The organism is Moritella sp. 28 (genome assembly GCF_018219435.1).
GTDB lineage: Bacteria > Pseudomonadota > Gammaproteobacteria > Enterobacterales > Moritellaceae > Moritella.
The window spans coordinates 4,368,867-4,390,077 of sequence record NZ_CP056121.1; the positions used below are offsets into that span (position 1 = coordinate 4,368,867).

At 39.6% G+C, this 21,211-nt stretch carries 21 protein-coding genes; 4 read left to right on the top strand and 17 right to left on the bottom strand.

The features are described from left to right. Window positions 1-58 precede the first annotated feature (58 nt). The 16 genes from cysC to HWV02_RS19430 form a co-directional block, all read right to left on the bottom strand. Entirely contained in the window at window positions 59-694 is a 636-nt protein-coding gene (cysC, locus tag HWV02_RS19355; RefSeq protein WP_211677407.1) for an adenylyl-sulfate kinase, read from the bottom strand. Window positions 695-701: 7 nt separating this feature from the next. Further along, complete coding sequence (locus tag HWV02_RS19360; RefSeq protein ID WP_211689191.1) at window positions 702-2,432, bottom strand: SLC13 family permease; 1,731 nt, start codon at window positions 2,430-2,432, stop codon at window positions 702-704. A gap of 9 nt (window positions 2,433-2,441) precedes the next feature. Further along, the gene (gene cysN / locus HWV02_RS19365) at window positions 2,442-3,863 is read right to left on the bottom strand and encodes a sulfate adenylyltransferase subunit CysN (protein ID WP_211677411.1); all 1,422 of its coding nucleotides are present in this window, start codon (window positions 3,861-3,863) and stop codon (window positions 2,442-2,444) included. Between the two features lie 15 nt (window positions 3,864-3,878). Next, window positions 3,879-4,787: a sulfate adenylyltransferase subunit CysD gene (gene cysD / locus HWV02_RS19370; RefSeq protein ID WP_211673022.1), complete on the bottom strand. Its 909-nt coding sequence runs from the start codon at window positions 4,785-4,787 to the stop codon at window positions 3,879-3,881. Window positions 4,788-4,962: 175 nt separating this feature from the next. Continuing rightward, window positions 4,963-6,015: a DNA polymerase IV gene (gene dinB, locus HWV02_RS19375; RefSeq protein WP_211673023.1), complete on the bottom strand. Its 1,053-nt coding sequence runs from the start codon at window positions 6,013-6,015 to the stop codon at window positions 4,963-4,965. A 207-nt stretch (window positions 6,016-6,222) separates the two neighbouring features. Further along, window positions 6,223-7,323, bottom strand: coding sequence for a hypothetical protein (locus HWV02_RS19380; RefSeq protein ID WP_211673024.1), 1,101 nt, complete (start codon window positions 7,321-7,323; stop codon window positions 6,223-6,225). 432 nt (window positions 7,324-7,755) lie between these two features. Continuing rightward, window positions 7,756-8,403 carry an outer membrane protein OmpW gene (gene ompW, locus HWV02_RS19385; RefSeq protein WP_211677413.1) on the bottom strand — a complete coding sequence of 216 codons (648 nt, stop codon included), beginning with the start codon at window positions 8,401-8,403 and terminating at the stop codon, window positions 7,756-7,758. Between the two features lie 326 nt (window positions 8,404-8,729). Next, complete coding sequence (gene nqrM / locus HWV02_RS19390) at window positions 8,730-8,954, bottom strand: (Na+)-NQR maturation NqrM (RefSeq protein ID WP_211677415.1); 225 nt, start codon at window positions 8,952-8,954, stop codon at window positions 8,730-8,732. A gap of 8 nt (window positions 8,955-8,962) precedes the next feature. After that, complete coding sequence (locus HWV02_RS19395; RefSeq protein WP_211680329.1) at window positions 8,963-9,973, bottom strand: FAD:protein FMN transferase; 1,011 nt, start codon at window positions 9,971-9,973, stop codon at window positions 8,963-8,965. A gap of 24 nt (window positions 9,974-9,997) precedes the next feature. Continuing rightward, the gene (gene nqrF / locus HWV02_RS19400; RefSeq protein WP_211677417.1) at window positions 9,998-11,218 is read right to left on the bottom strand and encodes an NADH:ubiquinone reductase (Na(+)-transporting) subunit F; all 1,221 of its coding nucleotides are present in this window, start codon (window positions 11,216-11,218) and stop codon (window positions 9,998-10,000) included. A 48-nt stretch (window positions 11,219-11,266) separates the two neighbouring features. Next, entirely contained in the window at window positions 11,267-11,875 is a 609-nt protein-coding gene (nqrE, locus tag HWV02_RS19405) for an NADH:ubiquinone reductase (Na(+)-transporting) subunit E (protein WP_211677418.1), read from the bottom strand. Between the two features lie 3 nt (window positions 11,876-11,878). Next, window positions 11,879-12,508 (bottom strand): NADH:ubiquinone reductase (Na(+)-transporting) subunit D, encoded by a 630-nt coding sequence (locus HWV02_RS19410; RefSeq protein WP_211677420.1) that lies wholly within the window; start codon window positions 12,506-12,508, stop codon window positions 11,879-11,881. Further along, on the bottom strand, window positions 12,501-13,274 hold the full coding sequence (locus HWV02_RS19415; RefSeq protein WP_211677422.1) for a Na(+)-translocating NADH-quinone reductase subunit C: 774 nt from the start codon (window positions 13,272-13,274) through the stop codon (window positions 12,501-12,503). The genes HWV02_RS19410 and HWV02_RS19415 overlap by 8 nt, the downstream gene beginning before the upstream one ends. Beyond that, complete coding sequence (locus HWV02_RS19420) at window positions 13,267-14,475, bottom strand: NADH:ubiquinone reductase (Na(+)-transporting) subunit B (protein WP_211677424.1); 1,209 nt, start codon at window positions 14,473-14,475, stop codon at window positions 13,267-13,269. The genes HWV02_RS19415 and HWV02_RS19420 overlap by 8 nt, the downstream gene beginning before the upstream one ends. Window positions 14,476-14,477: 2 nt before the next feature. Next, entirely contained in the window at window positions 14,478-15,818 is a 1,341-nt protein-coding gene (locus HWV02_RS19425) for a Na(+)-translocating NADH-quinone reductase subunit A (RefSeq protein WP_211677426.1), read from the bottom strand. Window positions 15,819-16,221: 403 nt separating this feature from the next. Next, window positions 16,222-16,533, bottom strand: coding sequence for a BolA family transcriptional regulator (locus HWV02_RS19430; RefSeq protein WP_211677429.1), 312 nt, complete (start codon window positions 16,531-16,533; stop codon window positions 16,222-16,224). 74 nt (window positions 16,534-16,607) lie between these two features. Here HWV02_RS19430 and HWV02_RS19435 point away from each other — a divergent pair, with 74 nt between their 5' ends. Next, window positions 16,608-17,735, top strand: coding sequence for a methyltransferase (locus tag HWV02_RS19435; RefSeq protein ID WP_211677431.1), 1,128 nt, complete (start codon window positions 16,608-16,610; stop codon window positions 17,733-17,735). A 1-nt stretch (window position 17,736) separates the two neighbouring features. Beyond that, on the top strand, window positions 17,737-18,297 hold the full coding sequence (locus HWV02_RS19440) for a YajG family lipoprotein (protein ID WP_211689192.1): 561 nt from the start codon (window positions 17,737-17,739) through the stop codon (window positions 18,295-18,297). Window positions 18,298-18,431: 134 nt separating this feature from the next. Here HWV02_RS19440 and HWV02_RS19445 read toward each other — a convergent pair whose 3' ends face one another. Then, window positions 18,432-19,010 (bottom strand): peptidylprolyl isomerase, encoded by a 579-nt coding sequence (locus tag HWV02_RS19445; RefSeq protein ID WP_370629415.1) that lies wholly within the window; start codon window positions 19,008-19,010, stop codon window positions 18,432-18,434. A gap of 279 nt (window positions 19,011-19,289) precedes the next feature. Here HWV02_RS19445 and HWV02_RS19450 point away from each other — a divergent pair, with 279 nt between their 5' ends. Together HWV02_RS19450 and HWV02_RS19455 are read left to right on the top strand one after the other, a co-directional pair. Next, a complete protein-coding gene (locus HWV02_RS19450) occupies window positions 19,290-19,631 on the top strand; it encodes a hypothetical protein (RefSeq protein WP_211673035.1) in 342 nt (113 codons plus the stop codon). 121 nt (window positions 19,632-19,752) lie between these two features. After that, the gene (locus HWV02_RS19455) at window positions 19,753-21,141 is read left to right on the top strand and encodes an MFS transporter (RefSeq protein WP_255550549.1); all 1,389 of its coding nucleotides are present in this window, start codon (window positions 19,753-19,755) and stop codon (window positions 21,139-21,141) included. The last annotated feature ends 70 nt before the right edge of the window (window positions 21,142-21,211 follow it).

Genomic DNA, 21,211 nt, shown 5'->3' on the forward strand with positions numbered 1-21,211 from the left:
TTATTCGCTACGACTCCTTTACTTACAAACGATTTTTATAAAAAATTACTTATAAAAATTACTTAATATGACCTTGCTGTGAAAGATAAGTCACTATCTGTTGAACTGAGGTTGATACTGGATTATTCCCATTATCTAAGTACAGTTCTGGTTTATTTGGTGCTTCGTAAACAGAATCAATACCGGTAAAATTCTTGATCTCACCTGCCCGCGCTTTTTTATAAAGTCCCTTCGGATCACGCTGCTCACAAACCGTAAGGTCCGCATCGACATGTATTTCGATAAACTCACTGTCACCCAATAATGAACGAACTAAATCACGCTCTTGACGGTGTGGGGAAATAAAGGCAGTTAATACAATAACACCTGCATCAACCATTAACTTCGCCACTTCTCCCACTCTGCGAATATTTTCTTTACGGTCATCATCGCTAAACCCCAGATCGCCACATAAACCAAAACGCACATTATCGCCGTCTAACAAGTACGTATGATAACCCGCTTTATGTAATTCATTCTCTAATGCGCCCGCCACTGTCGACTTGCCAGAGCCACTTAAGCCCGTAAACCACAATACACAGGGTTGCTGTTGTTTATTCGCTGCTCTTGCTGCTTTATCTACAGTATGTTTATGCCACACGATGTTTTCAGTCGCTGCTGTATCAGCATTACTTTCATTAATAATTCTTGTCATTACATGCTCACAAATAAAATGGGAATACATATGGAATCATTACTAATACCATAGAGGAATAAGCAATCGATGTCGGAACACCGAGTTTAAGGTAGTCAGATAGCGCATAATTTCCTGCACTATAAACCATTAGATTGGTTTGATAACCGTAAGGCGAAATAAAGCTGGCACTAGCACCAAAGATAACCGCCATGATGAAAGGTAATTCACTCACCCCATAACTTTGTGCCAAGCTAAATGCAATTGGGAATGCCAATGCAGCAGCGGCATTATTGGTGATTAATTCACTTAATAATAATGTTGCAAAATAAGTAGCAATAAACGCAGCCAATACCCCCCAGCCATTAAAAGCCTGTATTAAAGATCCCGCTAATAAGTCTGAAACACCACTGGTTTGTAGCATGTTCGATAGCGCTAATGCACTACCTACGACAATCCAAAGATCAAGGGGCAAACGTCTACGGATCTCTTGTAAGGATAAAGTACCACTCATGCAAAGAAGTAATACGAATATAACTAAACCTTTTAATAACGGTAATGTGCCCGTTAGTGCTAAAGCAATCGTGCCAACAAATCCAGCTAATACGCCAATACTACGTTTATCACTTAAACGTGTGGCAGCATCTAAACCACTGACAACGACAAAATCACGACTCAAATCTTTACTGTTTTTAAACTCGGCTCCCGGTGCTAATAATAAGGTATCGCCAGCACGTAAACGCACATTACCTAAGCCTCCGCGTAAAGGACTATGCCCACGGCGAATAGCTACTACCACAGAATCAAAATGTTCTCTGAATTTACTTTCTTTTAAGGTTAAGCCATTTAATTTTGAAGAATGACTGACGATCACTTCAACAAGATGTTGACCATTCAGTTCACCTTGACCAAATAACTTCAGCCCTTTAATATCTTGCAGTACTCCGACAGAATCAACGTCACCACAAAACAGAAGTTGATCATTCGCTTGTAATACTTCGTCTGGGCAGACGGGACAAATCACGTCACCATTTCGCTGTATTTCGGCAAGGTATAACTGTTTTAGCGCACGTAAATTGTTTTCAGCAATGGTTTTTCCAACCAGGTTTGAATTAGGTTTTACACGTGCTTCTAAAAAATAGACTAATTCTTCACTCTCATCTTGGGTATGGTCGGGTAACCTATGGCTCATGGTAATAAGTACAATCATACCAGCAGCAAAACCAGCTAAACCGATAATCGAAAATTCAAAAAAGCCCAATGAGGGAAGCCCTGCATCAACCACAAAACTATTCACAATCAGATTTGTCGATGTACCAATTAGCGTCAGTGTGCCACCAAAGATCGCAGCATAGGAAAGTGGAATAAGTAATTTAGTGGGTGCATGGGTATTGTTACGCTTCACTGCACCAATTAACGACGCAACAACAGCGGTATTATTGGTAAAAGAAGAGAGTAAAGCCGTAGAAATACCGAGTTTAGCCACCACAACCGTAAAACGGCCCGTGGATAACTGCCGTCCTATCCAGCTAATTAGACGCGTTTTTTCAATCGTAATCGAAATAAGTAATAATAAAATTAATGTGATAAGAGAAGGATTAGTAAATCCAGCCATGACTTGAGGCATTTCAATAAAACCAGACAAGTAAGCTAAAATAACCATCCCACCAAATAAACTCGACGGTCGAAACTTACCAGAGATAAGTAAGCCAATGAAGATCACCAGTGAGACTAAAATACTTCCCTGTATCACATTCATAACAACATCCTACAGCTTGCTAATATCGATAGCTTGCCATTGTGGGAAGTGTTTACGCACCAAGGCATTCAACTCTACTTCAAACTCACTAAACTCATGAGAGTGAGTACTTCCCTTCATATCAAGTACTTGGTCAATCATACCCGCACCGACCGTCACATTAGTTAAACGATCGATAACAATAAAGCTACCTGTATCAGCTACATCTTGATATTTATCTACAGGCACAACTTCAGTAAGTGTTAACTCACATAAACCAATTTCATTCAATGAAAGCTCTGTAGATGCTGACTCTTCTAAAGTGTTTACATCTATTTTATTACGGATTAGCCTAAACTGACCTGTGGTTTTCTTACTCGATAATTTGATATCATATTGACGATCTATTTGTAATGCTTGGTCTGACATCCACACTACATTCGCCAAAAATGAATCTGATAATTTAGGTTGCTCAGCAACAGCAACGAGAATATCACCACGGCTCACATCGATTTCGTCAGTAAGTGTTAATGTTATCGCTTGATCTTGATGCGCAGAGGCTAGCTCACCATCAAAAGTAACTATCGATTTAACTGTACTTGACTTACCTGATGGCAACGCAACAACTTCATCACCGACACTGATTTTACCTGCTGCGATAGTACCGGCAAAGCCGCGGAAGTCGAGGTTAGGACGATTCACATATTGCACAGGTAAACGGAATGGTTTATCAAGAGCCTCATCGGATGTATCAACAGCCTCTAAACACTCCAATAATGTACGACCTTTAAACCAAGGTGTTTGCGTCGATCGCTCTACAACGTTATCACCGAGTAATGCTGATAATGGCGTGAATTCAATGGTAATGTCATTAAGCTTTTCGGTAAAACCTAAGTATTCTTCTTTAATTTCTTCAAAACGCTGTTCAGAGAAATCAACGAGATCCATTTTATTAACAGCCACAACAAAATGTTTAATACCCAGTAATGACGCAATATACGAATGACGTTTAGTTTGCGTTAATACTCCTTTACGTGCATCAATTAAGATCACCGCAAGATCACACGTTGAAGCACCTGTTGCCATATTACGCGTGTATTCTTCATGCCCCGGTGTATCAGCAATAATAAATTTGCGTGTTGATGTAGAGAAATAGCGGTATGCCACATCAATCGTAATTCCCTGCTCACGCTCAGCAGCAAGTCCATCAACTAATAACGCTAAATCAACCGCTTCACCTGTTGTACCTGACTTCTGGCTATCAACATGCAATGCAGCAAGTTGATCTTCATAGATCTGATGTGAGTCATGCAATAAGCGACCAATAAGGCTACTTTTACCATCATCAACGCTACCACAGGTTAAAAAACGCAATAGGCTTTTATGCTGCTGTTGATGTAAGTAGGTTTCAATGTCTGTTTGTGCTAATTCATTTGCTATTTGAGTGTTCATCTACCCTGCTCCTACCTAGAAATAACCTTGACGTTTCTTTTGCTCCATTGAAGCTGAAGAATCATGGTCAATCATACGTCCTTGTCGTTCACTGCTTGTCGCCAGTAACATTTCTTCAATAATTTCAGGCAATGTTAATGCTTCAGATTCCACAGCACCTGTTAATGGGTAACAACCAAGAGTTCTAAAACGAACCATTTTTTCTTCGATCTGCTCACCTTCTCGTAACTTCATACGATCATCATCAACCATGATCAACGCACCATCACGTTCAACAACAGGACGTTTTGCAGCAAGATAAAGTGGTACAATTTCAATTTGTTCTTGGTAGATATATTGCCAAATATCCAGTTCGGTCCAGTTCGATAATGGGAAAACACGAATGCTTTCACCTTTGTTTACCTGACCATTGTAAGTGCGCCACAATTCCGGGCGTTGATTTTTCGGGTCCCAACGATGGTTCTTATCACGGAATGAATAAACACGTTCTTTAGCACGTGATTTTTCTTCATCACGTCGTGCGCCGCCAAATGCCGCATCAAAACCGTATTTGTCCAGCGCCTGTTTAAGACCTTGGGTTTTCATTATATCGGTGTGCTTTGAGCTGCCGTGATCAAATGGACTACAGCCCATTGCAATCCCTTCAGGATTTTTGTGTACTAACAGATCAAAGCCGTATTTCGCAACCGTCTTGTCACGAAACTCAATCATTTCGCGAAACTTCCAGTTAGTATCAACATGCAATAATGGAAATGGGATTTTACCTGGGTAAAAAGCCTTACGAGCTAGGTGTAGCATCACAGACGAGTCTTTACCGATTGAATACATCATTACCGGATTATCAAACTCTGCCGCAACTTCCCTGATTATGTGGATACTTTCAGCTTCCAGCTGTTTAAGGTGGGTCAACCTCTGTTGATTCATCTTCTACTCCATCAGACCAAATTGGATAATTTCATATCGTTTGGATCAATATAGCCCTTTTACTTATAACCGCCAAAGAACATAAACTGATTTTTAATAACTTTTAGGAATATAGAAAGGTGAGAGATAAATTATAGAAAGATAAATAAAATTATCACATGAATTGAAAGCACAGCTAAAACAGTAGGTTATATTGTTCACTGTCGTTGTCTCCGGCAAGGCCGACATATAAACCAATTAAACGAATTCCACGCTGTTCTTGCTTTGTTAATGCTTGGGCAAACAAATCAGTAAAGAGATACTCATCGAGGTTGGTAATACTTTGCTCTGTACTGGTTAGCGTAAAATCATTAAACTTAAGCTTAACGCCTTGCTTAGTGATCCGCATTTCAGGAGAGGCTTTTTCTAGGCGCTGCAACAAGGTTTGATATAGCTGAGGAAATAACACCATGCACTGTTCTAGCGTGACAATATCTTCAGGTAGAGTAATCTCAACCCCCACCGACTTACGATGACGTTCATTACAAACAGGCCGATTATCAATGCCCTGACAGCGTTCCAATAAACTATGGCCTAGCTTTCCAAAACTCTCAATTATGTCTTCGGGTGGGAATTTAAGCACATCAGCGCAAGTATATAAACCAACACGATTAAGCTTTTGCCAAGTGACCTTTCCCACACCAGGGATCTTATTCAGTGGTAAATCTGCGACAAAGGATTTTACTTGTGAAGGCGTAATAACAAAGAGACCATTAGGCTTGTTAATATCGGATGCTACTTTAGCCAAAAATTTAACAGGTGCAACACCTGCAGACGCAGTAAGTGCTAACTCTGACTCAATGCTTTTACGAATATCTTCGGCAATTAACGTGGCACTACCAGAAAATAATTCACAATCCGTGACATCTAAATAAGCTTCATCTAATGATAGCGGTTCTATCAGATCGGTATAGCGAGAAAATATTTCATGGAGCTGGGCTGAGACTTCTTTATATACCTGCATACGTGACGGTACTAATGTTAGATCAGGGCAGAGCTGCATTGCTTTATAAGAGGACATGGCAGAGCGCACCCCATATTGGCGCGCAATATAGTTGCATGTTGCTATCACGCCACGACGATCACTCATGCCACCAATCGCAATAGGAATATCTTTGTAAGCTGGATTATCACGTATTTCTACATTGGCGAAATACGCGTCCATATCGATATGAATTATTTTTCTCATAAGCTTAACGAGTCATAACCAACTAAGTAGCACAGTACAAATAAGGACTGTATAAAAGACCAGTTAATTATAAATAAAATTAATGCAGAGAACAAATAATTAAATAATAAATTGAAGTGAATGAGGGTATATATTGAGCTGATATTTTATAGTTGATATTTATCCTTAATTTGCACATCCATGTACAAATTAAGGTTTTTTATAAAGTTAAATCAAATTTAATTTATCTACAATTGTCAGCCAGCCACCTGGTTCACGCATCAACTTATCCGCTCGACGATGCTCTCCGCCCAGTTTTAACTTGTGACCAGAGAAGTTAATTAATACTCTTTCCTTTTCTATTCTTCCAACTTGGGAAAATAACTCACGTACCATATCCAGAGCTGGAGTCTCTGGCTCATATACTTTCGATGAACTAGCGTTCATTTCATAAAACGCGCGATGATGTAATTTTTGAGCCGTCTCTTCAATATCAAAAGCCATTTTTGATAATCGACTAGCCATTGTCTGCCCATGTATAAAACTAACTGCAGCAGTGGCACCTCCTGCGACACTACCAGGGATAAGATCAGCTACCAGCGCGGCCGACTGCGATTCGAGTTTAAGTTTTTTAGCATCAATAATGACCTTGCAAAGATCACATACTTCACTCAAATGTTGGCCTTTACCTTTATACTGACTAAGTAATTTATTAAGCCTCACAAGATGTGCGATAGTCTTAGCATCAGAACGTCCATGACGAGTTGCACCTAGCACATTCACATGAGTAACAGCACTAAGCATACCACCACTAAACGAAACCGAATCACCGCATATTTTCTTCACCATCCGCTTCTTAAAATATGCGGTAGTCTTAGTATTCGAATATAAAATTGCATCAGCCGGAGAAAGTCGTGGGTTAGCTGTAAGTTGTGTGCCATTTCTGAAGTTTGTTTTCCATTCATAAATATTAGTAAGAGTGTCATGAACTAACATTAGCGGACCTAAAATAGTAGAAGCTGAAGCTTCCAAAGCTCCTCCACCTGTATACGCACTCTCTCCATCCCGAATATGTTTAGCAAGATCATTAAAACCATCTGCTGAATCTCCTATCCAACCAGCTATATCACCACGCCGATCGATAGCTAAGGGCCCTAATGACTTTACACGATCTAAAGCCTTTTGAGCCTTTGTGCTCGGAGGTGGATTCTGATTAGCACTTAATGCTGCAGCATTACTCGTAGCGCTTGTCGCAGTGGCTCCGACGCTCGCAATCCCTGCATTTGCCAGTACTGCATTTCTATTTCTTGCATTTTTTCTACCAAGCATAACTTTATTCTCTAATATGTCGAATTAATGAAAGCCTAAATATCTTCTCGGCATTTATTGACGTTTCACACTCGAAATTGCTTTTATTATTTGTCTTAATCAAACAGAAAATCGTCTGCCGTATTAATTTTACATCTCATCCATCACCGAAAACGCCAGTAATCGCATAGCTCGAGGTAGCAAATTTAGCGATAAGAGTACTAATAGCATACGTTGTCTATTACGGCTTCTGTGTAAGGGATTGTAATCTACGGCTTAAATGACACAGCCGAAACATGCATAATCAAAAACAGAACTGTATAAAAACGGATTAAGACAGGAGGAAATAATTGAACAAGGAAGGTGTAACGATAGGACATTATATTGAGCCACAAACAAAACAAGATGCTGATGCACCTTGTTATATCTAGAGAATTAAAACTGTAAAGCTAATTAAAATACATAACCGACGCTAACCATGTATACCAATGGATCGATGTCTGTTTTGATTTTTTTATCAACACCACCCGCTTTGAAGCTTACATCCGTATTAATATCCGCATACATGACTGAAGCATTTACTAACCACTTATCATTAATTTTATAATCAATACCAGCTTGTGCGGCTAAGCCAACCGAATTACTTAGATCCAAATCAGATAGACCAGCACCAGTCCCCGTGCCATTAAACTCAGTATCAAAGAACACCGTAAAATTAATACCGGCACCAATATAAGGGCGGAACTTAGAGCTCGCATCACCAAAGTAATACTGTCCCAGTAGCGTTGGTGGTAATTGTTTAACTTCAGCAATAACACCGACTCCCTCTAATGCAACCTCATGGGTGAACGGGCTAGCTGCAACCAGTTCAATACCAATATTATCTGTTGCCATATAAGTGAAGTTAAGTCCTAGCTGAGTATTATCACTCACTTTAAATTCACCTGAACCAAGTACATCATCACTTGACTCATTTGGTGCTACAACGATGGCGCCCGCACGAACAATAATATCCCCTTGCTGATGAGCAAAAGCTGGGGCTGCAAGCGTTGCTGATAATAGAGATGCGGTGATTAATCCTGATAATATGTTCTTGTTCATGTAGGCTCCATCAATTCGGGTATGTTTTTCATTTAAAATACAGTTTCATTACACTTGATGTTCTTTTGCATCATTTAATAACAAAACCTTAACTTAGGTATACTTTGCCACATTAAAAAAATACATATTTGATCCATATCAACCACAAGACAAATACCCATTAATAAGTACAAGGATGTGTAAATAATATTGAATTAGATAATCAGCGTCTTTAGGAAGGTATTAGCAAGGAAGTAATATCGATGGTTTAGAGATTTGAATGAAATAATTAGAAGAAAAAGCTATAAAGTGCGTATTGCACTTTATAGCTAGGTGCTTGGCATAAACTAGATGATACGATTCTCGTGTAACATCTTTTGTTTAGCTTCTTCTTTTGCCATTTTAGCTTTACGCTTATCACAAGGATCTGGGCAATCACACGCCTTTTCCATGCCTAAGTTACTAATACCGCCACAGCTACCTGTGATTGATTTCTTTTGCACGATATAACCAATCGACATACCGGCAATAACTAACGCAAACATAACAAATGTCGCAGCAAAATAAGCCATATTAGCCTCTACTTTAAATAAGGTTCGAACTGTTTGGTATACACTTCATTATAACCTGAATCTGACTTTGAGATCATCAATACAGCTAAACCTTGCTGTTTGGCAAACTCAAGACCGTCTTTCTCACCCATCACCATTAGTGCAGTTGCAAGTGCATCAGCTGTCATTGATGAAGTATGGATAACAGTCACAGAAACCAGCTTATGTTTAATCGGTTTACCGCTTATTGGATCAATCGTATGCGCAAAACGCTCACCATTAAGCTCGTAATAATTACGGTAATCACCTGATGTAGCAATTGCATTGTTACCAACAGCAATTACTTCTTGCACACTTTGACCAGCACCTGTCGGTTTCTCAACCGCAACTTGCCAATCAATACCGCGTGCATTCACACCATTAATACGCAGTTCACCGCCCACTTCGACTAGGTAGTTTTCAATCCCTAATGAAGTAAAATATTCAGCAATAACATCGACGCCATAACCTTTAGCAATTGAAGACAAATCAACGTATAAACCGTCAATATCTTTACTTAAAGTTGTTTCTGTCGCAGCTAAATGCTGAATACCAATACGTTGCTTAACAATATCTAACTGTTGCTGTGACGGTATTTGTTCCGGTTTATTATCTGGGCCAAATCCCCACAGATTAACCAAAGGACCAACGGTTACATCTAATGCACCATTCGTCAATTTATTTAAACGAAGAGCTTCTAGCACGACTTTTGCTGTATCACGTGATACTTCAAAACCAGTAACTGCAACGCTTTGATTAAAGCGTGATAACTCTGAATTAGGGCGATAAGTCGACATCTGATCGTTAACTAATTCTAAACGTTTATCAATCTCGACTTGGATATTTTGCTTATCTTGTTCAGACAGTGGGAAACCCACTACTTTCATGTGATAAGTTGTACCCATAGTAGGACCAGAGAAAAGCACTTCTTCTGTACTTTTTTGCTCACTACAACCAAGAATGAAAATGGCTAGCCCCATCAGAGCTAGCCATCGATACATCGATTTGAATTGAATCAAAAACTATTAACCAAAGTCATCGAGTAAGATGTTTTCATCTTCAACACCAAGATCTTTTAGCATACCGATAACAGCAGCATTCATCATTGGTGGACCACACATGTAGTACTCACAATCTTCTGGCGCTTCGTGATTCGCAAGGTAATTCTCAAGGATCACGTTATGGATGAAGCCAGTGTAACCTTCCCAGTTATCTTCTGGTTGTGGATCACTTAATGCAACATGCCATTCAAAGTTTTCGTTTTCTTTAGCAAGCATATCGAAATCTTCTACATAGAACATTTCACGCTTAGAACGAGCACCATACCAGAATGAAACTTTACGGTCTGTATTCAGACGGTTAAGTTGATCGAAGATGTGTGAACGCATAGGCGCCATACCAGCACCACCACCAACAAATACCATTTCATTGTCAGTTTCTTTTGCGAAGAACTCACCAAATGGACCTGAGATAGTTACTTTATCGCCAGCTTTTAAGCTAAAGATGTACGAAGACATCTTACCCGCTGGTAAAGAAAGGTTACGCGGCGGAGGCGTAGCAATACGCACGTTAAGCATAATAATACCTGCTTCTTCTGGCGCGTTAGCCATAGAGTAAGCACGAATTGTCTCTTCATCAACTTTAGATTCAATATCAAAGAAACCAAAGTGTTTCCAGTCACCACGATACTCTTCAGGAATATCATAATCTGAATATTTAACATGGTGAGCAGGCGCTTCAATTTGGATATAACCACCGGCGCGGAAAGGAACCGCTTCACCGTTTGGAATAGCCATTTTAAGCTCTTTAATGAACGTTGCTTTGTTATCGTTAGAGATAACTTCACATTCCCATTTTTTAACACCAAAGATTTCTTCAGGTAGCTCGATGTCCATGTCAACTTTTACGCTAACTTGACATGCTAAACGCTCGCCGTCACGTGCTTCACCTTTAGATATGTGATCAAGTTCAGTTGGTAGAATATCACCACCACCCGATTTCACTTTCACACGACACTGACCACATGTGCCACCGCCACCACAAGCTGAAGAAACGAAAATACCACTACCTGCAAGTGCTCCGAGTAATTTACCACCCGCTCCAGCTACCACTGATTTTTCAGCGTCACCGTTAATACTAATTGTAATATCACCTTCACTTACCAATTTAGACTTAGCAAACAGAATAACTGTTACCAGTGCTAAAACGATAATCGTGAACATGACTACGCCGAGAATGACTTCCATCGACTTATCCTTTGCTCTTGAAACATGCTGACCGAAGCCAGCTGTTTGTTATAACTGAATACCAGAAAATGACATGAAACCTAGCGCCATAAGACCTGCTGTAATAAAGGTAATACCTAAACCACGTAGTCCATCTGGCACATCTGAATATTTCATTTTCTCACGAATACCGGCCATCGCAACGATAGCTAACATCCAACCTAGACCACTACCAAAACCATATACTACTGATTCAGTAAAGTTGTAGTCACGCTGTACCATGAAAGATACACCACCGAAGATTGCACAGTTTACTGTGATCAACGGTAGGAAAATACCCAGTGCGTTATATAGAGCTGGTAAGAACTTGTCTAACACCATCTCTAAGATTTGTACTAGTGCAGCGATTACACCAATGAACGTGATGAAGCCCAAGAAGCTTAAGTCAGCGTCTGGGAAACCAGCCCATGCAAGTGCACCTGGTGCAAGTACGCCACTATAGATAACTTGGTTAACAGGGATTGAAATGGTAAGTACAGCTGTTACTGCAACACCAAGACCGATCGCTGTTGTCACTTTCTTAGATACCGCAAGGAATGTACACATGCCTAAGAAGAATGATAATGCTAAGTTTTCAATAAAAATAGCACGTACGAATAAACTAATATAATGTTCCATTGTTTACCCCTTTGGCTCAACTTGCTCTGGTTTCCACGTACGTAGACCCCAAATCAATAAACCAATGATGAAGAATGCACTTGGCGGAAGTAGTAATAGACCATTTGATTGGTACCAACCACCGTTTTGAATTAGTGGTAAAATTTCAATACCAAACCAAGTACCTGAACCAAAGATTTCACGTACTGTCGCAACAGCAAGTAAGATCGCACCGTAACCTAAACCGTTACCGATACCATCTAAGAAACTTGGAATTGGCTTACTCTTCATTGCGTATGCTTCAGCACGACCCATTACGATACAGTTTGTAATGATAAGACCAACGAATACTGAAAGCTCTTTTGATAACTGGAATGCTACCGCTTTAAGCGTTTGGTCAACAACGATTACCAATGATGCAATGATTGCCATTTGCGCAATAATACGAACACTATTAGGAATAATGTTACGTACTAATGAGATAAAGAAACTTGAAAAGGCCGTTACTAACATTACAGCGATTGTCATTACAAACGCTGTTTCCATCTTAGTTGTTACAGCCAGAGCAGAACAAACACCTAGGATTTGTAATGCAATTGGGTTGTTAGTAACAATAGGGGAAGTAACTACTTCTCTTAAGTCAGACTTAGCCATTGTTTAAGCCTCCGTTTTGCAATTTCTTCAAGAAAGGACCAAAACCGTTTTCACCAATCCAGAACTGGAATGTATTTTCAACACCTTGGCTAGTTAGCGTCGCACCAGATAGACCATCAATACCTGAAGGAGTATTATCTTGACCGCCACCTTTCACTACACGGATTGCAACATCACCATTCGCATTGAATAGTTGTTTGCCTTCCCATTTAGCTGTCCACAGTGGGTTTAACACTTCGCCACCTAGACCCGGAGTTTCACCTTGGTCATAGTACTGAATGCGTTTCACTGTTTTGCCATCTTTGTCGATTGCAACGAATGCATACATAGTTGACCATAGGCCACGACCGTATACAGGCAGAACGTAAGACTCAACGTTACCTTGTGCATCTTTTACAAGATAAACATCAGCAACATTTGAACGTCGTTTGATACCAGCAACATCTTTACCTTTTAGGTCGGTACTTTTCGCTAGATCTTTTACGTTTTTAAGTTGATCAAATGTCGCTGCATTTTCTTCAACATACTCACCCGTACTTAAATCAACAAATTTAGCTTCAACAAATTCAGCGTAAACTTCGCCAACATTCGCATTTGCTTTTAACTTTCCAGCAACAGAAAGTAGGTTAGTTTGCTTGTCTAATGCTTTGTTAGCATTTTGAGCATCACGTAAGCCTACAGCTGCACCAGATACGATGATTGAACATACTAAACACAGCGCCGCAACGATTGTGATAGTTTTCATTGGAGTTTCTTTACTAGCCATTGCGTGCAAGTCTCCGTTTAATGTTAGCTTGAACAACAAAGTGATCAAATAGAGGTGCGAATAAGTTAGCAAATAAGATTGCTAGCATCATACCCTCTGGGAATGCAGGGTTAACTACACGAATCAGTACAACCATTAGGCCGATAAGGATACCGTAAGCCCATTTACCGTTATCAGTAAATGATGCAGATACAGGATCAGTCGCCATGAACATCATACCGAATGCGAAACCACCCAGTACTAAGTGCCAGTAGAATGGTACTTCGAACATTGGATTAGTGTCAGAACCAACCATGTTGAACAGTAAGCTTGTCGCTACCATACCAACCATTACACCAGCAACAATTCTCCACGATGCGATACGAGCAAACAATAAAACACCGCCGCCTAATAGGATTAGTAATGTAGATACTTCACCCGTAGAACCTTGCATGTTACCAATGAATGCATCCGCCCAAGTCAGTGAACTTGTTAAACCTTCAAGACCGCCAGCAGCTGCAGAGCTTAGCGCTGTAGCACCAGAGAAACCATCAACAGCAGTCCAAACAGCATCACCTGAAATGTCAGATGGGTATGCGAAGAATAAGAACGCACGACCTGCTAATGCAGGGTTTAAGAAGTTCTTACCTGTACCACCGAATACTTCTTTCGCGATTACAACACCGAAAGTAATACCGATAGCCGCTTGCCATAATGGAATATTAGCAGGCAGGATAAGTGCAAATAGGATAGATGTTACGAAGAAACCTTCATTTACTTCATGCTTACGCACTGCTGCAAATAAAACTTCCCAGAAACCGCCCACTATAAACACTGTCGCGTAAATAGGGAGGAAATAAACTGCACCGTACACCATGTTTGCAAAGATGCCAGCACCCTCACCCATAGTAACGCCAAGCGCACTCAGTAGCGCAACATGCCAATCATCAAATGCAATACCAGCACCTGTTGCGATAGCCGTATTTGCTTGAGCACCAATGTTGTACATACCCCAGAAAATCATTGGGAAAGTACACATCCACACCATAATCATGATACGTTTTAAATCGATGTTATCACGTACGTGTGTTTTACCTTTTGTCACAAAGCCAGGTGTAAATAGGCCTGTTGCAATTGCTTCATACAGGGCAAACCACTTCTCGTGTTTACCACCTGGTTCGAAGTGATGTTCAATCCCTTCGATATAATTCTTAAGACCCATGCTTAACCTTCCTTCTCAATTGTCGTTAGACAATCACGTAGAATTGGACCAAAGTCGTACTTACCAGGGCAAGAGAAAGTACATAACGCTAAATCTTCTTCGTCTAATTCAAGACAACCTAACGTAACCGCTTCATCTGTATCACCCGTTATTAATGAACGCAGTAACATAGTTGGTAAGATATCTAATGGCATAACGCGCTCATAGTTACCAATAGGCATCATTGCACGATCACTACCACCAGTGGTTGTAGTAAAGTTGAATTGACGTGCGCGGTTGAATGCAGAAGTAAATACGTTAGCGATAGAGAATTTGTTGCTACCAGGTTTCATGTACCCGATAAACTCTTTCTCACGGCCTTCAGTTAATACACTGATTTGGCTGTGGTAACGGCCAAGATAAGCATGTACACCTTCAGACTTAACACCAGATAATACAGAGCCTGAAATAATGCGATTTTCACCAGCATTAAGTTCACTTGCAGTTAATTCTGTAATTGATGCGCCTAGACGAGTGCTAATTAAACGTGGTTTTTTCACAGCAGGGCCTGCGAGTGAAATAACACGGTCAGTATGTAGTTCACCAGTAGTGAATAACTTACCAAAAGCGATAACATCCTGATAGCCAATAGACCAAACAGTACGGTTCGTACCAGCTGATTCTAATAAATGGATATGTGTACCAGCAAGACCAGCAGGATGAGGGCCAGAAAATACTTGCTCTTCAACATTTGATGCTGTTGATTTAGGTAATGTACCTTCCGCTTTACAAACGTAAACTTTACCGCTTGTTAAGTGTGAAATAACATTTAAACCATCAACAAATGCATCGCTGTTTTGATTGATAATTAATGCAGCATCTGCAGCTAATGGATTAGTATCCATTGCTGTAACGAAAATTGCTGATGCATTACTGTCAATTGCAGGAACACGACTAAATGGACGAGTGCGTAATGCAGTCCATAAGCCTGAGTCTACAAGATTGTTAACCACTACATCGCGGTCAAGATTAGCAATTTCAGTTGATTTGAACTGAGCGAATTTCTCACTCTCGTTACCGTCAACGTCAATAACTACCGATTGTAAGACCCGCTTAGCGCCACGGTTAACTTCAGCAATTGTTCCTGCAGCGAAGGCTGTATATTTTACGCCCGGTGTCTTTTTGTCTTCAAAAATAACCTGACCTTTCTTAACACGATCACCAACTTTAATACTCATCGTTGGGCGCATTCCAATATACTCTTCACCTAGAACAGCAACTCGTTTGATAGCAGGGCCATCATGAATCACTTGCTCAGGTTTACCTGCGATAGGTAGATCCAGTCCTTTTTTTATCGTAATCATACTCACATGCACTACTTTTTTTAGGAAGATAAAGAACACTTTTATCAACAAAAAACGGCACGCCTAAAACAACCCACAAGTAGGTACTCACAAGGCGGTACGTCTTAGTTAACAAAAAATTTTGGCTTATTCTAGCACTAATTTAATATGATTGCTCGCACTTCATCATGTAACGAGTACTTATAAAGCAAACTTATTAAAGCGTAAATAAAAGATTAAAAACAAAAGCTTAAATCATATAGAAATGCATAAATCAGTTAATAAAGTAAAAAAAAATATTTTATTAACCTCATTTTAGTCATATTTAATGATAGATCGAACAATTGAAAAAACAGCGTCTAAAATTAACATGAACTCACAGTGTGTAACATGTAATTAATCATTTATTTAAATTTACGGATAATTAGCCTAAACAATCTGGAGACTCGGGCATTTTTTGATCTTGATCATTTTTTTTAGCCCATTGTTCAGGGGTATAGGCATGAATTGATAATGCGTGAATCCCCGCTTCAAATTGAGCAACCAACGCACTGTTAACCATACGATGACGTGCAATCAACATTTTCCCTTCAAATTCCGTCGCAACGACCACCACCGAAAAATGGATTTCGGTGCCCGGTGGCACATTGTGTTTATGGCTATCACAAACCACCTCTAAATGCTGAATATCAAAGCTTGCCAATAACTGCTGTTTAATATCGTTACCTAATGACATTTAAAAACCTCTTCTTTATATATTTAGTAAAATAACAGTGTAAAATGCACGATCAACCTTAACTGGATCATATTATGAACACTGAACTATCTCTTGAAAGTATCGAATTATCTTTGTACCGCTACCCTAAACGTAGCGTTGAGCAACTGCAAGCTTGGGACTCTGCTGATGAGTATATTCTTAATACTGTTGCAGATTTAACGCTTGCTGAACAATCTTCAATACTCATCTTCAATGATAGTTTTGGTGCATTAACCTGTGCGTATAATCAACACAATATCACGACAGTAAGTGATTCGTGGATCAGCCATGCGGCAATCGCGCAAAATCTAGATGAAAATGAGTTAAGCACAGAACAAGTAAAAGTCCAAGACTGTCTTGCGGCGTTACCGAAAAATATTGATTTAGTATTAATTAAGATCCCACGTACATTATCTTTATTAGAGCATCAACTGGCAATGCTTAGCCATGTTGTTACTCCTAACACAAAGATCATTGCGGGTGCAAAAGCGAAAGATATTCATAATTCTACCTTAGCGTTATTTGAAAAGTACCTCGGCGAAACTAAAACATCATTAGCGAAGAAAAAATCACGTTTGATCTTCTCGACTATCACAGAAACGAAAGCATTAGAGATCCCAGCGCCAGTAACTTGGGATGTAGCGAAAACAAATATCTCTTTATCTAATCATGCCAATGTATTTTCACGTAACAATTTAGATATTGGCGGCAACTTCTTCATGCAGCATTTACCAAAAGGTGAATACCAGCATATTATCGATCTTGGCTGTGGTAACGGTATTATCGGTATTACTGCCGCACGCTTAAACCCACAAGCTAAAATCACTTTTGTCGATGAATCATTCATGGCAATTGCATCAGCGAAAGAAAATGCCGCGGCTAATATCGCCAATCACGAACCGGACATTGAGTTTTTGGTGAATAACTGCCTTTACGATTACGAACCACACAGTGTAGATTTGGTGTTATGTAACCCTCCATTCCACCAAGAAAAAGCCATTACCGATCATATTGCATGGCAAATGTTCAAAGATGCTCACCGCGCATTAGCTTGGGGTGGCGCACTTTATATTGTTGGTAATCGTCATCTTGATTACCATATCAAACTTGACCGCCTATTCGACAATCATGAAGTTGTCGCATCAAATGCCAAGTTCGTTATTATTAAGGCACAAAAATAATATGCTAAAAAAACTGCTGTTAAATATCAGTCTATTACTACTAACCGCCTGTGCGAGTTCCCCTCAGCAAGTTAATATTACGGCTGAGCCAGCGCCATTAACAACGCAATATGCAGGTACTCAGGTTTCGATAACAAGTAAAGACATCCGTGATGCGAATTACTTGATTGCGATCCATAAAGTCGGAGAACCAGCACAGTTGCTTAATAACCAAAGTTCACTGGTTAACCTTACAACGGCGAAACTACAACAGGGATGGGAGCAACAAGGCTTAGTGTTCTCACCACAAGCAGATATCGCGATTAATCTTGAACTGCAAACGGCAAGAATTGATGTTCAGCAAGATAGTTTTGAGCATCAAGCTGAATCAACGCTAATGCTGATCGTATCAATTGATAATAAAGGTCAAACACTGACGAAGCAATTTCGCAGTGCATCAACCTTAACAGGCGCATTTAGCCCATCAATGAGTGACTTAGAAACAAAGTTTTCTCAGCAATTATCGTCGATATTGAACGATGTATTTAATGATCAACAAATCAATGATTATCTAACACGCTAATTGTAATTATTATTTAACTCGCTAATTATAGTGAGCATACAATTGCAAAAGCCTCGCTCGATGACTTATCAGAAGTATCGAGCGAGACTTTATTTTTCTTACTGTAACCGATTAGAAATAATCGTTAAACTCGACTATTTCAGCATAGTGATGCTTTCAATCACAATGTTAGTTAATGGTACATCACTGTAATACTTCTTTTTACCTGTTGGTTGTTTTGCCATCTGATCAACAACATCCATCCCTTTTGTCACTCGGCCAAATACAGCATAACCCGCTTGCGACGGACTTGAACCCGAGCGATCTAAGAAATTATTGTCTTTTAGATTAATGAAAAACTGCGATGTAGCTGAGTTGGGGTTATTGGTTCGCGCCAGTGACAGTGTGCCACGCTCATTACTCAAGCCATTATTCGCTTCATTAACAACTGGTTTTTTTGTTACCTGCTTTTCAAGGTTTTCATTAAAACCACCCGTTTGAGCCATAAATCCAGGGATCACGCGATGGAAAATAATACCGCTATAAAAATCACTTTTAACATAACTGATAAAGTTAGCCACAGACACGGGGGCCTGTGCTGGATATAGCTCAATCGTAATATCGCCAAGGTTAGTTTTGATTAAAGCTTTAGTTTCTGCCGCGATCGCGGTATTAAACATAAATGTTGAACACAAAATTAAGAGTAATTTTGCAAAAAAGTGATTTATTCGCATGATATAGGTTCCATTCAGTTATAAAAATAAGCGTATGCTTCGCTACTATAGCAGATGTTTGATCTATAAAGGGTCTTTCAACATCTTAGTCATTGACGATCACGCTCATTACATGAATATAAATTTTTTTATTTTTTTAAGTGCAACACTTAAAAAAATTAATCTTTTGAGATGTTTCACACTTTACTCATAAATCAGCATTAAGAATACGCTAATTAATGACAGCCAAACATTTTCGTCTAGGATTAAAATGAGATACTAACAAATGAGGAGATTTGCATGGAAGCGAAAAAGTTCATTGACGATAAATCTGACGTTTTAGCTAACTATCTCGATTTTTTTCTAATGAAAAAACTTAGTTATGCGCAATTAAACCATTTTCTTTGGGAAACATTACGAGAATGGGATGATTTGGATATTTATGACGAGTCGACAAGTAGCTGCAAAGAACAGGTTTTTTGGTTCCTGTTATTTGAGCTAAAAAGCTGGTCAAGCCAACAGATTTTTTCCAACAAAATATTGCGCCAGCAATTACATACAGGTGCTTTATTTCTACAGGGTCAGGGGGTTAAACCATACAACTGTATTGGTATTAGACCTATCACGGAATATTTGGACTAATTTCGCCATCACAATTATAAAACTTAATCGATTAAATTAAATTAAACCAAGCCCAGTCTGTTGTCGGGCTTATTAAATTCATAAAAATACGGTAGTATCAGCAAACACTTACGTTAGATGGATGCTGACATTGCCGACTACTCTTCAAAACTTATCGATTTACCTTAATCCCCGTGTACTTTTTATGGGATTATTTGGTTTTTCCTCTGGATTACCCATCCTTTTGGTCTTTTCTACATTATCATTTTGGCTACGTGAAGCCGGAGTAGATCGTGCCAGTATTGGTTTCTTTAGCTGGATAGCACTTACCTATGGCTTTAAATGGGCTTGGTCACCTTTGATTGATCAGATCCAGCTGCCTTGGCTGCATAATAAATTGGGTCGACGTCGAAGTTGGCTATTTTTCACGCAAATAATGATCATTGTAATGCTGATGATCATGGCGACTCAAGATCCCCAACAAAGCGTGATCTTATTCATTATCGCTTCACTTGGTTTAGCACTCTTTTCAGCAACCCAAGATATTGTTGTCGATGCCTTTCGAATTGAGAGTGCAGAAACTCGTTTACAAGGTGCCATGGCTGCCACTTACATGACCGGCTATCGTATTGCTATGATTATTGCAGGTGCGGGTTCATTAGCCATTGCTGCATTCTATGATAATAGCGCTGTCTATAACGCTGCTGCTTGGCAGTTCGCTTATGCTTGTATGGCGCTATTTATGTTGTTTGGTGTTTTTGCGACCTTATTTTCTAAAGAACCAATCGCCAAACATAAAATACATCATGTACATAATATTCGCGACTTTCTTATTACTGGGATAGTAAAGCCCCTTACCGACCTATTTCAGCGATACGGTAAAACCTGCTTACTATTACTGGGCATTGTCATCACCTATCGTATTAGTGACATTGTTATGGGGATCATGGCGAACCCATTTTATGTGGATATGGGTTATTCGAAGGCTGAAGTAGCCACAGTCGCAAAAGTCTTTGGGGTGGTAATGACACTGGTTGGTGCCGGAGTTGGTGGGTTGTTGGTCAATGGCTTAGGCTTACTTTCTACTTTATTATTAGGTGGTGTACTTGCTGCGTTGACTAATCTGTTATTTCATTGGATGGCTGGTAGCATGGCGATGTCACAATTAATGACAATGCTTGCGTTAATACTGCCTGAGACTTGGTTGCAAACACAAGACCCAGCCCTGTTGTTATTAACCTTAGTGATCAGTGCAGACAACCTCAGTGCTGGCATAGCAACCTGTGCTTTTGTAGTATTTTTATCGCGACTAACTAATACCCAATTTACCGCCACTCAATATGCACTGTTCTCGTCAATCATGGTATTACTACCTAAGTTTATTGCAGGATTCTCAGGGGTTGTGGTCGATGCGTGGGATTATTCAGCCTTCTTCATCGGTACCGCAGTGTTAGGGATTATTCCAGTGGTCTTTATTGTAATATTAGTTTACATGCAAATGACAAAACGCTTTAAATGGATTGAATCTTAGGCATAAAAAAGCCCAGTGTATATAAATAGACTGGGCTTAACATCTTATATGACATGTATTTATATGAGAC